Raw genomic sequence first — 15578 nt, 5'->3', positions numbered from 1 at the left:
CCCTCCTTTAAATATCTCTACTTAAGTACAATTCGTTTTTTTCTTATGTAATTCCTTCACAATCATTCTTTATTATATCCCCTTTTCCTCCTCTCATGTTAAAATTTGCCTCAAATAAAGATAGCGCATGTATTAAGCAAATCTCATCATGTTTTATAATCTCCTCCTCTGTTTTTAACATCATGACATCCCTTATTTTCCGGTACGTATAAGTTCCCACTTTACGCAAAACACCTATATAGCATAAAAATGTCATATATTCAGTAACTGCCACTTTCCATATATGCTTTGAAAAGTACGGAAGTATCCGCCTTTTCGTATACCTTTTTACATAACTACACACGTATTGAAGAGAAATACACTCTCCCACTGCAAGCTTCCCTATACACTTCATATATAGAAAAGCTTGCCATATAAATGGGTTTGTTTGTAAAGCAAATGCAGAAGGGAGTGGAACACCAATTTCAGAAGGAAAGCTTGCTGGGGTACATTTAAATTGATATAAGAGGCGTAATAATGACTTATAATTATAATTCCAAATCGGCAGGGCATTTTTGCGGAAGTAGTTCTTTCTCTTCTTCCACTCTTCACCCAATCTTTCTTTCCCGAAAGGAACGGGAGAAAAAAGCATTTCAAAAGTAGTCGTATCAGTTGGTAAATATATAGTATGTGAGAAAAAGACATTTGTAGAAAAGGGAGTGACAAATGCACATTTCATAAATGATTTTTGTTTCGGACAGAAGAAAATAAGAAGTGGCTGAGGATAAGATTGTAAGGAGAAAGCCATAAGTGAGGAAAATTTCATCCAATATGCAGATTGCTTTTTCAATTGATTTCCACCAACGATCCAAATGACCTGTATACCAGCTTGCCAATACGAATATGTTCTTTTGTACAGCTGCTCTATAGCGAGGTTTGCACATTGGTATTCAATTGCAATTTTTCTGCCCGCCCTCTCTACAAAAACATCTGGTCGTTGCTTAATTTCTGGAAGGTAGTACTCTATATCCACCTGAAAGTTTTGACGCTTGAACCATCTATATAACAATTCTTTACCGTGCATATGATACGTTGATTCCGCTTCATAAAAGGCAAGACATGAATCCACTTTTTTATGAGCAAAATGCCAACTTTTTTGTTTCCCTAATTTCATTTGCACTTCCTTTCCACAAGCTACACAAAAGAATCGTTCTTGTTGACGCATACGGCGCAAAAGCTTTTCATTACAATTATAGAGTAAATGAATTTTCTCTCCGTTTTCTCTTTTAGCGATAAATATCGTAATCACACCCTTTCAGCTCCTTATATTCTACAATTTGTTACAAATTCCTTTTAAAAAAGAGATATCCCAATTTCGGACATCTCTTTTTATAATAAAGGTGATAATAAGCGGTATGTTGATTCAACAATTCGTCTATGAAGACGTCTTTTATGAAAATGATCAACATGAATTTCACTTGATTCTTCTAAATCATCTTTAAAGTCTTGAACAAGTTTTCGAATGCTATCTGTATCATATAAAAAGGCATTTACTTCAAAATTCAAATGAAAACTTCTCATATCCATATTAGCTGTCCCAATTGAAGCTAAATCAGAATCGACGATGACAACTTTACTATGAAGAAAACCTTTTTCATATTCATATATCTTTACACCTGCATCTAAAAGCTCTGGGAAGTAAGATCTCGATGCGTAAAAGACAGTACGCTTATCCGGTTTACTCGGCATTAATAAACGAACATCAATACCAGCAAGTGCAGCAACCTTTAATGCGGATAAAATATCATCATCCGGAATAAAATACGGCGTTGCAATCCAAATGGATTTCCGAGCAGAAGCAATCATGGCAAAATATAAATGCTTAATCGTTTCCCATTTATTATCAGGCCCACCTGCAACAAGCTGCACGCCTCCCCAATGCTCCCCCTCAACTGCTTTCGCTTGTAAATATTCAGGGGCTAGCACAGCCTCACCAGTCATATAAAACCAATCTTGAAGGAAAATAAGCTGCAAACTTTGTACAGCTTCACCACGCAAATATAAATGTGTGTCTCGCCAAAAGCCGAAGTACTTATCCTTCCCTAAATATTCATCACCAATATTTAATCCACCTACAAAGCCTTCTTTTCCATCAATAATAACGATTTTTCGATGATTTCGATAATTAATTTTATCGTTTAAAATCGGAAAGCGTACAGGGAAGAACGGAATCATTTCGACTCCTGCATCGTTTAATTCTTCAATATACGATTTTGATAATTTAAAACTTCCAACCGCATCATACAAAAAACGAACGACTACGCCCTCTTTTGATTTTTGTATTAAAATATCTTTAATTTCCGTTCCAAGCTTATCATCACGCACAATGTAATATTCCATATGAATGTGATGTTTCGCTCGTTTTAATCCATCTAAAATGGCCTGAAACGTTTCATCTCCATTTGTTAATGTTCTCGTTTCAGTTTGAAATGAAATATTTAAAGCGCCTAAGCGATCCGCTAAACGAAATAACAGCTCTTGATGCTTATGATTGCGTAAAATCCGTTCTTCGTAATCTTCATGCCCCTTATATTGTAAAAACGCTTGTTCATCGAGCAACGCCTTCTTTTGGAACATTCTCTTCCTCCGAAAGTTCTGTCCGAATAATAAATAAGCGAAGAATCCAAATACCGGAAAAATACCTAACACAATGAGCCATGTAAGTGTTTTTGACGGATGACGGTTCTCTAAGAAAATAACGCAACCAATTAAAAACGCAGATACTGTAAATAAAATACTAATAATACCTAAAACCGAAACATCTTTTATCCCAATCACATCTGAATAAAATGCTACATCAATAAACATACGTAACGAAACAAATAATGCGAACAATAGCAGTATAAAGAAAATCAGCTTTAACGTATTTTTCATCTCTTACCTCCTAACTAAGAAAGCTTTCCTATTCTTCATATAAAAAGCCGATTTCATACTACAGAAATCGGCCTACGTTTTAGCAGGAAAATTATTGCGAATCGTTTCAAGCGCATGCTCTTTCACAATTTGTTTTCCATACTCACTTACACGATGAATTGTTAAAGTTGATTCTTCTCCATATTCTAAAATAATACTTAAAATACGATCGATTTCTTCTTCATCATGTAGCACTTCATCGAATTCCACATATACATAATAGCGGTTCTCAAATGAATACAGCTCATCTTTTATATCTTCAAAGATAAGACGATGACTTAATGAAATGACATCTTCAAAATCATTAAACTTAATTAAAAAGCCAAACGTACCATCTTCATTAAAGTTTGTTCCTGTTTGTTCTTCTACCTCTTCGACTAATTCTTGCTGGAATAATGATTCGATGCCTTCATCTAGAGGAATATCTATAATTTTGTCTACCCCTATCGGTAGTTCCAGCTTTTGCCCGTCCTTTGAAAGCTCTGCTTTCGTGACAAGTACTTCAATCCCTTTATCGACTGCTTGCACTTGAATCCATAACGGCCCATCAATAAAGAAATCGTCATGATCACGAGCTTCGTCCATCATCTCCCAAAAGAGCTCTTCACTTCGTTCGCGATCATACCAAATCTCTTCACGATTAAATCCTCTATCCTCTATATCAATGTACGTAATAAAAAATTTCATCGTATGATCATTAATTCTTTCAATATCCAAAATACAACTCTCCCTTCCTGCTTAGAATTGTTATGAAGGGATTCCCCACTCATATGACAAATCAATAGATTCTTGTACTCTCATTTTATGATAAGATTCTCCAGAATGGAAATAAAATCGATTTATTTTACAAAAATAGTTATATGCCTATCTTTACTCGATCAACTACGTAAATATATTATTATAGCGATTTCTTACTTACAAAAAATTTGGACATACATTTCCACATTCCCCCGTACACTGTAATAAAGTGAAACTTCTATTAGAAGAGATTATTTAACAACAACTTTCTTCATCACATACATATAGTTCGCTTATTAAAACATCATAAATGGAGGCAGACGAATGGACTTAGAGTTTTTAACATCCGTACTAATGATTGTCGGTATCGATGTTGTATTAGGTGGTGACAATGCAATCGTCATCGCACTAGCTAGCCGAAATTTACCTGAATCGAAACGAAATAAGGCTATTTTGATCGGTACTCTTTTAGCGATTGTACTAAGAATTGTCCTTACTATACTAGCTGTCTATTTACTCGACATTCCATTTCTACAATTGATTGGCGGGGTTTTACTTACATTAATTGCAGTCAATTTATTAACCGATAATAGCAACGATCTTTCTTCTATTCAAGGAAAAACAACTTTATTTCAAGCTGTGCGGACAATTGTTTTCGCGGATCTCGTTATGGGGTTTGATAATGTTATTGCCATTGCAGGTGCAGCTCACGGGAGATTTTTACTCGTCATAATCGGCTTACTCATTTCTATCCCGATTATTATTTGGGGCAGCAAACTTATTTTAATACTTATGGAGCGATTTCCATTCCTCATTTATTGCGGTGCAGCAATTCTTGCCTATACTGCAGGAAAAATGGTTACACATGAAGACAGACTTGCAACCTTTTTTCATAACAATCCAAGTTTCACTGCAAGCATTCCTTATTTGTTCATTTTCACTATTTTATGCATCGGCTTTATTGTACAACAAGTTCGATTACGCAATGTGAAACATTAAAAAAAACCTTCTACTATATAATAGGTAGAAGGTTTTCATATTATTATAATTAATTTACAAGACGTTGTGCTTCACGTAATTGGAACGTTCTTACTGTACGTGGTAAGAAACGACGAATTTCGTCTTCGTTGTAACCAACTTGAAGGCGTTTCTCGTCAATCATAATTGGACGACGTAAAATCCCTGGATAGTCACGAATCATCTTATATAAATCTTGAAGTGGTAAAGACTCTAAGTTTACATTCAATTCTTGGAAAACTTTCGAACGAGTAGAAATAATCTCATCCGTTCCGCTTTCTGTCATACGTAAAATCTCTTTAATTTCCTCAATCGTTAATGGATCTGAGAAAATATTACGTTCTGTATAGGGAATATGATTTTCCTCTAGCCATAATTTCGCCTTTCTACAAGACGTACAGCTTGGAGAACTATATAATGTTACCATACAAAGCTCACTCTCCTTAAAGAGTACAAATTCTGTACTAAATACAGTTTTAATTTCTAACTTCAGCAATTTTTCGTGATAACTTGTCTTATTGAAAAGTACAAAAATCACATTTCATGTAAGCAACAACTTATAATAAACAACAATTACTTTTAATAAGTAACTTCTATAATCATTATACAATAGATTTTGCAAGAAATATACAGTAAATTTCCTGCTAGTTGAGAAAACTCTCCCGTGTATTTCACTGCTATGTAACATGATTACGCTCATTTCAGCTGTACTTTAACAATAACTTTCAACCCTTTTACTACTCACTTCCCATAGATTTTTCATATAATATATAGTTATTTATCTATAATCTTCCCTATGAAAAAGAGAACGTTTTCTTACTTTTTCTTGATAAATCAATTAAGAAATGTAAGACTATACAAATGAGAATAAAAAGGAACATTTGTTCTTATTTTAACAAATATCCTCCCTCCTGTCTACATGATTTCTAAAGTAAATTAAATATTTTTCTGACATTTCTTTCTTTTTCATTTTTTATCTCATACAATAAACATACAGACAGGCAAAGGGGGAGTTTTCAAATGATTGCTTTTTTTATTGATTTTATTACGGTTGCTGCCCTCATCATCGGAATAACAGCATTGATTGGTGTCATTACAAATAGCATCGGCGAAAAGCTCTTTGGTGGAAAAGAAAAAATGAAGTTTGTTAACAAAAGTTTGGATGTACAATCTGGCTGGAACCAAGTTGGCGGAAAAGGCATTTATAAGAAACGAACGTATTAAAAAAAGCAGGTGATCACCTGCTTTTTTTTCTTATTTCTCTACTGACGCCCATTTAAAGCTTAAATCGCCGCCATATTTATGGTTATACATATTTTTAATTGAATCTCTTTGTAAATATGCTCTACCACGTTGATATACTGGAACGATCGCAGCATCATCAAGTAACATTTTTTCTGCTTCTAATAAGTTCTTCCAACGAGCATTTACATCGCTTCCATCTTTTTTCGCCTTCATAATGATTTCATCGTATTTTGGATTAGAGTACTTCATCTTATTTTGTGACCCATCTGTTACAAACATATCAAGATATGTAATTGGATCTGGGAAGTCCGCACTCCATCCAGAGAATGACATGACATAATCGCCCGCATCTTCTAATTTTAGTTTTTGTGCGAATGGTTGTTGTTTAATTTTTACTGTTAAACCTGGTAAATTCTTTTCTAATTCACCTTTTAAATATTCACCAGTTTTCTTTGATAACTCTACATCTTCATTTAATAATTCTAATTCGATTTCATTTTTACCAAGTTCTTTTTTACCAGCTTCCCAATATTTCTTCGCTTCTTTCACGTTTGGTTTTACAATATCCCCGTTTACAGCACGGAAATCTTTTTTATCTGGTCCTTTAATGAAGTTATCAGGAATTAATCCTGTCGCTGGCTTAGAACCGTTATTTAATAATGTATCCACGAATGGCTTACGGTCAAAAGCAAGTGAAATTGCTTTACGAATATTTTTATTTGCTAAAGCTGGATCTTTTTGATTTAAACGAAGGAAGAATACAGATGTATCTTCTACTGTTTGGAAATCTGGTTTTCCTTTATATTTATCAATAAACTCCGCTAATAACGACGCTCGATCAATTGCATTTGTTTCATATAAGTTAATTGGCGTAGATGTATCTTTTACAATATTAAAGTTTACTTCTTCAATCTTCACTTCTTTATTGTCCCAATATGACGCGCTCTTTGTCATTTTAAAGCTACGTTCATGTTGCCAATCACTTAATGTAAATGGCCCGTTATAAAGAGTTGTATTCGCTTCCAAACCAAACTTCGTACCTTGCTCTTTCACAAACTTTTCATTCACAGGATAGAAGATTGGATATACCATTAAATCTACAAGGTATGGAATTGAATTATCTAATTCCACTTCTAATATATAATCATCAATCGCCTTTACCCCTAATTGATCCGGACTCATCTCTTTTTTATTAATTTTCTCTGCATTTTTTATATCATACATAATGTACGCTGATTTCGCAGCTGTATCTGGGTTAATCGCTCTTTGCCATGCATATACGAAATCTTTTGCCGTCACAGGCTCACCATTTGACCATTTTGCGTCTTCACGTAATTTAAATGTATATTTTTTACCATCTTCTGATTTTTTGAATTCCTTCGCTACACCAGGAACTAGCTTATCATCTTTTCCTAAACTGTATAAGCCTTCCATCGTATTAGTCATTACTCTTGAAGAAACTGCATCAGCTGATAACGCTGGATCCATCGTTGGAATTTCTTGTGTTTCAATTAAGTTAATAACTTGCTTCGCACCGCTTTTTCCGCTATCCCCTTTAGCGTTTGCTTGCGATTCATCTTTTTGATAGCTACATGCCCCTAACATCATGCTCATCGCTACTGTTGATGCTACAAAAACTGGTATCTTTTTTTTCATACTTCCACCCTCCAAAAAAATGTTAACCCTTTCATTTTCAAACAAAAAGAAATATATATATGTTCTAATAATTCATATTATACACACAAATATATTTTTTGTATATTTATATTTCTATTTCATTAAAATTTTCCGTTAAAAAATATACCTTTGTAAACGTTTCATATTGCTGATTATTCATACTAAAGTGTTAAAAATAATATTTTTTACACTTTTCTAAATTATCAGAGAAAAACGAATTTTATATCTCATAATATTTTATGTATAATTATCCTTTTGTTTTTATCATAAAATAGCACTCTCTTCATAATAAAAATATGTAGGCTAAAATGAGTGCAAAGGTTAAGAAAGTATGTTACGATACATTTTGCTAAAAATAGATATCGGTAAAGAGGGGACGGACATGGCAGCAATTCAGGCAAAAAACGGGCCTACTGAGAAATTAAGTTTATTCTTATTAACATGGCCTATTTTTCTAGAAGTTTTTCTTTTTATGTTAATGGGGATCGCTGATACTTTCATGTTAAGTGCATTATCAGACGATGCTGTATCTGGGGTTGGTGCAGCGAATCAATATCTTCATATTGCGATTTTGGTATTAGAAGTCATCGGGAACGGCGCTGCTATCGTTGTATCTCAATACCTCGGTTCCAAACGCTTTATGGAAGCATCTAAAATATCAGCATTAGCCGTCACATTAAATTTAATAGTTGGGCTCGTTATAAGCGCTGGTTTTCTTTTATTTTCGAAACATATGATGCTCGCAATGAACTTACAAGGCGATGTACTAACGTATGCGCAAAACTACTTATCTATCGTCGGAGGAGCCATCTTCCTACAAGCTATTATTAACTCATTAGCCGCAATTATCCGTGTACACGGTTTTACAAAGCAAGCGATGTTTATTTCACTCGGAATGAATATGATTCATATCGTTGGAAACTACGTACTCATTTTCGGGAAATTTGGTTTCCCTGAGCTCGGTGTACAAGGGGCTGCAATTTCTTCCGCTATCAGTCGATTGATCGCACTTATTGTTTTCTTCTGGTTACTATACCGCGTTATGGAATATCGTGTGAAATTACAATATTACTTCACTTTATCCAAAGAATACATTGGGAAAATTTTAAAAATTGGCATTCCATCTGCATTTGAACAAGTGATGTATCAAGCTTGTCAAATCGTCTTCCTTTATTACGCAACGTACTTAGGAACGGAATCATTAGCTGCTAGACAATACGCTACTAACATTTCCATGTTCACTTATTTATTTGCAATTGCAATTGGTATGGGAACAGCCATTATTATTGGCCGCCTCGTTGGTGGTGGCGAAAAAGATGAAGCATACGAACGCTTGTGGAAAAGTGTAAAATGGGCAATTGGTGTAACTTTATGTATGGTCGCTCTCGTTATTACATTCCGTACACAATTAATGGGACTGTTTACAGATAATCCGCACATTATCGGGTTAGGCGCAAGTGTTCTTTTACTAAGTGTACTACTTGAAACGGGACGTACGATGAACATCGTCATCATTAATTCGCTTCGTGCAGCTGGTGATGCAAAATATCCTGTTTTAATCGGTGCATTCTCTATGGTGTTAATGAGTTTACCACTAGGTTACTTTTTCGCCTTTCATTTAGATATGGGGCTCGTTGGTATTTGGCTAGCAATCGCCATCGACGAATGGACACGTGCCATTATTATGTTCTTCCGCTGGAAAAGTAGAGCATGGGAGCGTTATGCACTTGTTAAACCTGAAGAACAAGAGGAGAATGTTTCTGTTCAAGTTCAGTAATTTTGCATATGGATATCACTAATGATACATGAGATTTATATCGGCGATTCTTTAAATATATCGACTGACCGACAAATGTATACAATTCTTTTATATAGTAGAAAAGAGCCATCCTTCCATAACAGAAGAATGGCTCTTTTTCTTATTGATAAATCTCTTTATATTTCTTGTACTCCGCTTCCGAACATAGTACGAAATGTCCTGGGCGAATTTCACGCATTGTTGGTGCTTCACTACCATAATTATGCTGTGATGGATCATATACGATACGTTTACGATTGCGCTCATAATCTGGATCTGGAAGTGGAATCGCTGATAATAGTGATTTCGTATATGGATGAATTGGATTCGCATATAATTCATCACTTGTTGTTAACTCAACGATTTGGCCACGGTACATTACACCAATACGGTCACTAATGTATTTTACCATTGATAAATCATGGGCGATGAATAAGTATGTTAAACCTTTTTCTTTTTGTAGCTTTTTCAGTAAGTTTACAACTTGCGCCTGAATCGATACGTCAAGTGCTGAGATCGGCTCATCGGCAATGATAAATTCTGGGTCTACAGCAAGCGCTCGAGCGATACCGATACGCTGACGTTGTCCACCTGAGAATTCGTGTGGGAAACGGTTTGCGTGCTCTTTATTTAAACCAACTGTGTTTAATAGTTCATGAACACGGTCCATGCGCTCTTTTTTACTTTTCGCTAGTCCGTGAATATCGATACCTTCTGCAATAATATCCCCTACTGTCATACGAGGGTTTAATGATGCATATGGATCTTGGAAAATCATTTGCATTTTACGGTTGAATTTCTTCAGCTCTGCGCGTGATTTTTTACCATGTACATTTTCACCATCGAATAACACTTCACCAGCAGTTGCATCATATAAACGAATAATCGTTCTTCCAGTTGTCGATTTACCACAACCTGATTCTCCTACAAGACCAAATGTTTCTCCGCGGTAAATATCAAATGAAATATCATTAACCGCTTTGACAACACCACCACTCACGTCGAAGTGCTGCTTTACATTTTTTACTTCAATTAATTTCTCACGTTGTTTAGTCATGTTGTTCACCTGCTTTCATTTGAAGAATGCGTTTTTCAACGACTGCCGGCGGTTTTACTTCTGGAGCTTGCTCGTGAAGTAACCAAGTTGCCGCATAGTGCGTATCACTTACTTTAAATAAAGGTGGGTCCATTTCAAAATCAATTTTCAGTGCCTGTGGGTTACGTGGTGCAAAAGCATCTCCCTTTGGCGGCTTCAATAAATCCGGAGGTGTTCCAGGGATTGCATATAACTCTTCTTCTGAACCATCTAAACTTGGCATAGATGCGATTAAACCCCAAGTATATGGATGTTTCGGATTGTAGAAAATTTCATCTACAGTTCCAATTTCAACAACTTTACCAGCGTACATAACTGCCACTCGGTCCGCAACGTTTGCTACTACACCTAAGTCATGCGTAATGAAAATGATTGCTGCTTCTGTTTTTTGCTGAATGTCTTTCATAAGTTCTAAAATTTGCGCCTGAATCGTAACGTCTAGCGCTGTTGTCGGCTCATCGGCAATTAATAATTTCGGGTTACAAGCTAACGCCATCGCAATAACTACACGCTGTCTCATACCACCTGAGAATTGGTGAGGATATTGTTTTAAACGAGCTTCTGGATTTGGAATACCTACAAGGTCAATTAACTCTAAAGCAACTTTACGTGCATCTGCTTTACTCATCCCTTGGTGTTTAATTAGACCTTCCATAATTTGATTTCCAATTGTCATCGTTGGGTTTAATGATGTCATTGGATCTTGGAAAATCATCGCAATATCTTTACCGCGTACTTGCTGCATTTCTTTTTCTGTTAATTTTGTTAAGTCACGACCTTCAAATACGATTTCACCATTTTTAATGCGTCCAGGAGGATTCGGAATTAATCCCATTAACGCTTTAGAAGTAACTGATTTCCCTGAACCAGATTCTCCTACAATCGCCAATGTTTCTCCTTTTTTCAAATCAAAAGTAACGCCGCGTACAGCTTGTACTTCACCTGCATGTGTATCAAAGGAGACTTGTAAATCTTTTACCTCTAACAATGTTTTCATCTTTGCCTCTCCCCTCTTTTACTTACGCATTTTTGGATCTAACGCGTCGCGTAATCCGTCTGCCATTAAGTTAAACGCTAAAATTAATATACTGATGACAACCGCAGGGATGAACATCATATGCGGATACGTTTGAATAGATTTATAACCATCATTTACAAGAGAACCTAGTGACGCAAATGGTGGCTGAATTCCTAAACCGATGAAACTTAAGAACGCTTCACCAAACACCGCTGATGGAATTGTAAACATCGTCATTACGATAATAGGTCCCATTACGTTTGGAATTAAATGTTTCACAATTAATTGTGTATTTGTTGCACCTAATGTACGAGATGCTAATACATATTCTTGGTTTTTTAACTTTAAGATTTGTCCACGAACAATACGCGACATCCCTATCCAACCTGTAATCGCCATCGCAAGTGTAATTGACCAAATACCAGATCCCATAATGATTACCATTAAAATAACGATGATTAAGTATGGAATACCGTTAATAATCTCCATAATACGTTGCATAATGTTATCTACTCTACCGCCGTAGAATGCTGAAATACCTCCGTATGCAACCCCAATTACTAAGTCAATTGCTGCCGCTAAAAGAGCGATATATAATGATACGCGTGTACCTTCCCATGTTCTTGTCCATAAGTCACGGCCAAGGTCATCTGTACCAAACCAGAAGTACTCTTTAATATCACGTTTTTCATATTGGTCAACACCATATTGATCTGTACCGTCAAATGGTAACCAATGAACATTTTCAATAACTGGAATTTTTGGTGGTAATTTCGCACGACCTAAATCTTGCTCTTTATACGAGTGTTTACTTACCATCGGTCCAAAAATCGCTAATAGCGCAATGATAACTAACAATACAAGGCCAAGCATCGCACCTTTATGTTGGAATAAACGTCTTCTTACATCTTGCCAAAACGTTAAGCTTGGACGGGCAATGACTTCATTATCAACATTATTTTGATTGGCTTGTTGAAATAAATCTGGAGATAATTTTTGTACATCTTTCATCATTTTTTCCCTCCCGCTAAACGAATACGAGGATCAATAATTCCGTATAAAATATCGACAATGAAAATAACTAAAATGAAGATCGCACTATAGAAAATCGTAGTTCCCATAATAACTGTATAGTCATTTAAAGTAATCGATTTAACGAATTGTTCCCCAAGTCCTGGTACAGCATAAATTTGCTCGATAACAAGTGTTCCTGTAATTAATGCCGCAACCATTGGTCCTAAAATTGTTACAACTGGAATTAACGCGTTACGAAGTGCATGTTTGACAATGATAACGCCTTGGCTAATTCCTTTCGCTTTCGCTGTTAAAATGTAATCGGCTTGCATAACTTCAATTAATTCTGCACGAGAGAAACGTGCGATTGTCGCGATAACTCCCATCGATAATGCAATTGTAGGCATTACAGTAAACTCTGGTCCTTTCCAGAATGCTACTGGGAACCAGCCTAGTTTTACCCCTACGAAATATTGCAGTAATGCGGCGAATACGAATGATGGTACCGACATTCCGAGTACCGAAATAACTGTTGCACTATAATCTACCCACGTATTATTACGAAGTGCGGCAACAATACCTAAAATTAAACCGATAAATGTTCCTAATATAATCGCTTGTAAACCTAATTGGGCTGATGGTCCAATACGATCCACAATCATGTCTGTTACCGGGCGGTTATCATATTGGAATGATACCCCTAAATCACCTTTTGCTAAGTTACCTAAGTAACGTGCATATTGAACTGGTACCGGATCATTCAATCCGTATTTTTCAAGAATGATTTCTTTTTGTGCCGGTGATAGCTTCTCCTGGTTTTTAAGCGGAGAACCCGGAAGTAATTTCATCAAAAAGAAAGTCATTGTAGTAATTAAAAATAATGTCAAAGCCATGTACACGAAACGTTTTAATACATAACGTCCCATAGTCAAGCACCTCCCCGTTTTTCTCAAAAGCAATAAGATAGTTTAAAATATTCTTACTTTTATTTTTTTAAAATAAGAGCATATGCCCATCATAGGCATATACCCTTGTAAACGATGGAAAAAAAAGATTATTTTTGTTCAACAGATGCCCATTTGTAAGTTAATTTACCACCATAGTTAATTGGGATAATATCTTTTACGGCACCTTTTACTACATACGCTGAACCTTTTTGGAAGATTGGAGTGATAACTGCATCCTCTTTAATTAACATCTTCTCTACTTCTAGAAGGTTGTCCCAGCGAGCTTGTAAATCTTTTGTATCTGTTTTAGCTTTTAGGATTAACTCATCATATTTCTGATTAGAATACCCTGTTTTATTTTGAGAACCATTCGTAACAAACATATCTAAATATGAGATTGGATCTGGGAAATCTGGTCCCCAAATACCAAACGCAATATCATATTGCTGAGAATCTTCTAATTTATTTTTTTGTGCGAATGGTTGCTGTTTAATTTTAATTGATAAACCTGGTAAGTTCTTTTCCATCTCACCTTTTAAGAATTCCCCAACTTTTTTAGCATCTTCATTATCAAAGTTTAAGAATTCTAGTTCGATTTTATCAGTTCCAAGCTCTTTCTTCGCTGTTTCCCAAAGCTTTTTTGCTTCTTTTGGATTTGTTTCAACTAGCTTTCCATTTTCAGCTCGGAAATCTTTTTTATTTGGACCTTCAGCGAAATCTTTTCCAACAAATCCGTAAGCTCCAATTGCGCCGTTATTTAAAATAACTTTTGCAATGTTATCACGGTCAAAGGACATTGAAATTGCTTTTCTTAAGTTTTTATTACTTAAGTACTGATTACTTTGATTAAATCTTAAGTAAGCAACCCCTGCCTCTTTTCTTGTTTGGAACTCTGGGCTTTTTCTAAACTTATCAACAAATTCAGACGTTAAAGCCGCCCGATCAATCGCGTTTGTCTCATATAAATTTACATCAGTTGCTGTATTTTTTACAATATTAAAGTTGATTTCTTCGATTTTAACCGTTTTATTATCCCAATATGAAGGATTCTTCTTGAATTGGAAACTTTGTTCATGTTTCCAATCACTCATAACGAATGGACCGTTATATAATGTTGTATTTGCCTCTAAACCAAATTTATCACCTTGTGCTTTTACAAAGTTTTCATTTAGTGGGTAAAATACTGGATAAACTGTTAAATCGATAAAGTAAGGAACGGGATTGTCTAATTCTACTTCTAATGTATAATCATCAATCGCTTTTACACCTAATTGGTCAGCAGGTAATTCTTTTTTATGAATTTTCTCTGCATTTTTAATATCGAACATAATGTATGAATACGTTGCTTTTGTATCTGGATTTACTGCTCTTTTCCATGAATACACAAAGTCTTTAGCTGTTACAGGTTCCCCATTCGACCATTTCGCATCTCTTCTTAATTTAAATATGTATTTCTTCCCATCATCTAGCTTTTCGACATCTTCTGCAACTCCAGGCATTCTCTTTTGGTCTTTGCCAATACGATATAAACCTTCCATCGTATTATTTAATGCTGTAGAAGATGAAGAATCAGATGCTAATGATGCATCCATTGACGGAATTTCAGATAACTCTGTTAAATTAAGAATCTGTTTTCCGTTACTACTACTCGTAGCGTTCTCTTTCCCTTTTGCTTTTGCGTCATCTTTTTGGTAGCTACACGCGCTAAGCAACATACTTGCAGTTAAAGTTGATGCAAGTAATAACGGTATCTTTTTCTTCATGTTGTGTTGCCTCCCCTAATTGCACTTCCTGTACCCTCACTTGTTAAAAAGTAGAATTGAAAGAATAATCTCCAAGTTTCTACAATTTTCATTATACATATAATATAACAATTGTGAATATAGTTTTTTGTTTTTTTGTTAAAATTTTTAATAAAATATTTATATTTTAAATTTTTCGTAAAGGGATACATTAACATTGCTACCATCATCTTAAAATCAGACCTTTAATTGCGTATAATTTTCAAAAAATTAATCCTAGTACTTATTATAGCTTTTATAGTATAATAATTCTAGTAATATTTTGACGGAGGGG

13 protein-coding genes are annotated in these 15578 nt (G+C 35.2%); 3 read left to right on the top strand and 10 right to left on the bottom strand.

Annotated features, from left to right (window positions below; genetic code table 11):
* Positions 1-43: 43 nt before the first annotated feature.
* From ACXKY9_RS05430 to mecA, 3 genes are all read right to left on the bottom strand, one after another.
* Positions 44-1288, bottom strand: a complete 1245-nt coding sequence (locus ACXKY9_RS05430; protein ID WP_000628331.1) for a competence protein CoiA — start codon at positions 1286-1288, stop codon at positions 44-46.
* Between the two features lie 80 nt (positions 1289-1368).
* Positions 1369-2913 carry a cardiolipin synthase gene (locus ACXKY9_RS05425; protein ID WP_000799197.1) on the bottom strand — a complete coding sequence of 515 codons (1545 nt, stop codon included), beginning with the start codon at positions 2911-2913 and terminating at the stop codon, positions 1369-1371.
* 72 nt (positions 2914-2985) lie between these two features.
* Positions 2986-3669 carry an adaptor protein MecA gene (mecA, locus tag ACXKY9_RS05420; protein WP_000350716.1) on the bottom strand — a complete coding sequence of 228 codons (684 nt, stop codon included), beginning with the start codon at positions 3667-3669 and terminating at the stop codon, positions 2986-2988.
* Between the two features lie 345 nt (positions 3670-4014).
* Here mecA and ACXKY9_RS05415 point away from each other — a divergent pair, with 345 nt between their 5' ends.
* Positions 4015-4689 (top strand): TerC family protein, encoded by a 675-nt coding sequence (locus ACXKY9_RS05415; protein WP_000362615.1) that lies wholly within the window; start codon positions 4015-4017, stop codon positions 4687-4689.
* Between the two features lie 49 nt (positions 4690-4738).
* On the opposite strand, the gene spx is transcribed toward ACXKY9_RS05415, so the two are convergent.
* Positions 4739-5134, bottom strand: a complete 396-nt coding sequence (spx, locus tag ACXKY9_RS05410; protein WP_000258267.1) for a transcriptional regulator Spx — start codon at positions 5132-5134, stop codon at positions 4739-4741.
* Positions 5135-5727: 593 nt separating this feature from the next.
* Here spx and ACXKY9_RS05405 point away from each other — a divergent pair.
* Positions 5728-5931 (top strand): hypothetical protein, encoded by a 204-nt coding sequence (locus ACXKY9_RS05405; RefSeq protein WP_000559971.1) that lies wholly within the window; start codon positions 5728-5730, stop codon positions 5929-5931.
* 30 nt (positions 5932-5961) lie between these two features.
* On the opposite strand, the gene ACXKY9_RS05400 is transcribed toward ACXKY9_RS05405, so the two are convergent.
* Positions 5962-7608, bottom strand: coding sequence for a peptide ABC transporter substrate-binding protein (locus tag ACXKY9_RS05400; RefSeq protein ID WP_000727248.1), 1647 nt, complete (start codon positions 7606-7608; stop codon positions 5962-5964).
* A gap of 352 nt (positions 7609-7960) precedes the next feature.
* Between ACXKY9_RS05400 and ACXKY9_RS05395 the strand changes: the two genes are divergently transcribed.
* Entirely contained in the window at positions 7961-9406 is a 1446-nt protein-coding gene (locus tag ACXKY9_RS05395; protein WP_002100828.1) for an MATE family efflux transporter, read from the top strand.
* Positions 9407-9548: 142 nt separating this feature from the next.
* On the opposite strand, the gene ACXKY9_RS05390 is transcribed toward ACXKY9_RS05395, so the two are convergent.
* The 5 genes from ACXKY9_RS05390 to ACXKY9_RS05370 all read right to left on the bottom strand — a co-directional run bounded on the left by ACXKY9_RS05390 (position 9549) and on the right by ACXKY9_RS05370 (position 15265).
* On the bottom strand, positions 9549-10484 hold the full coding sequence (locus ACXKY9_RS05390; RefSeq protein ID WP_000166348.1) for an ABC transporter ATP-binding protein: 936 nt from the start codon (positions 10482-10484) through the stop codon (positions 9549-9551).
* Complete coding sequence (locus ACXKY9_RS05385) at positions 10477-11520, bottom strand: ABC transporter ATP-binding protein (protein WP_000854346.1); 1044 nt, start codon at positions 11518-11520, stop codon at positions 10477-10479. The genes ACXKY9_RS05390 and ACXKY9_RS05385 overlap by 8 nt, the downstream gene beginning before the upstream one ends.
* Before the next feature lie 18 nt (positions 11521-11538).
* A complete protein-coding gene (opp3C, locus tag ACXKY9_RS05380; RefSeq protein ID WP_000974106.1) occupies positions 11539-12555 on the bottom strand; it encodes an oligopeptide ABC transporter permease in 1017 nt (338 codons plus the stop codon).
* Entirely contained in the window at positions 12552-13481 is a 930-nt protein-coding gene (gene opp3b, locus ACXKY9_RS05375; protein WP_000534172.1) for an oligopeptide ABC transporter permease, read from the bottom strand. Before opp3b ends, opp3C begins: the two co-directional genes overlap by 4 nt.
* Positions 13482-13609: 128 nt before the next feature.
* Positions 13610-15265 (bottom strand): peptide ABC transporter substrate-binding protein, encoded by a 1656-nt coding sequence (locus tag ACXKY9_RS05370; protein ID WP_000727219.1) that lies wholly within the window; start codon positions 15263-15265, stop codon positions 13610-13612.
* Between the last annotated feature and the right edge of the window lie 313 nt (positions 15266-15578).

The organism is Bacillus sp. 2175 (genome assembly GCF_057812155.1).
The sequence above is the reverse complement of the archived record's forward strand: the minus strand, read 5'-3'. Positions and strand labels throughout refer to the sequence as shown.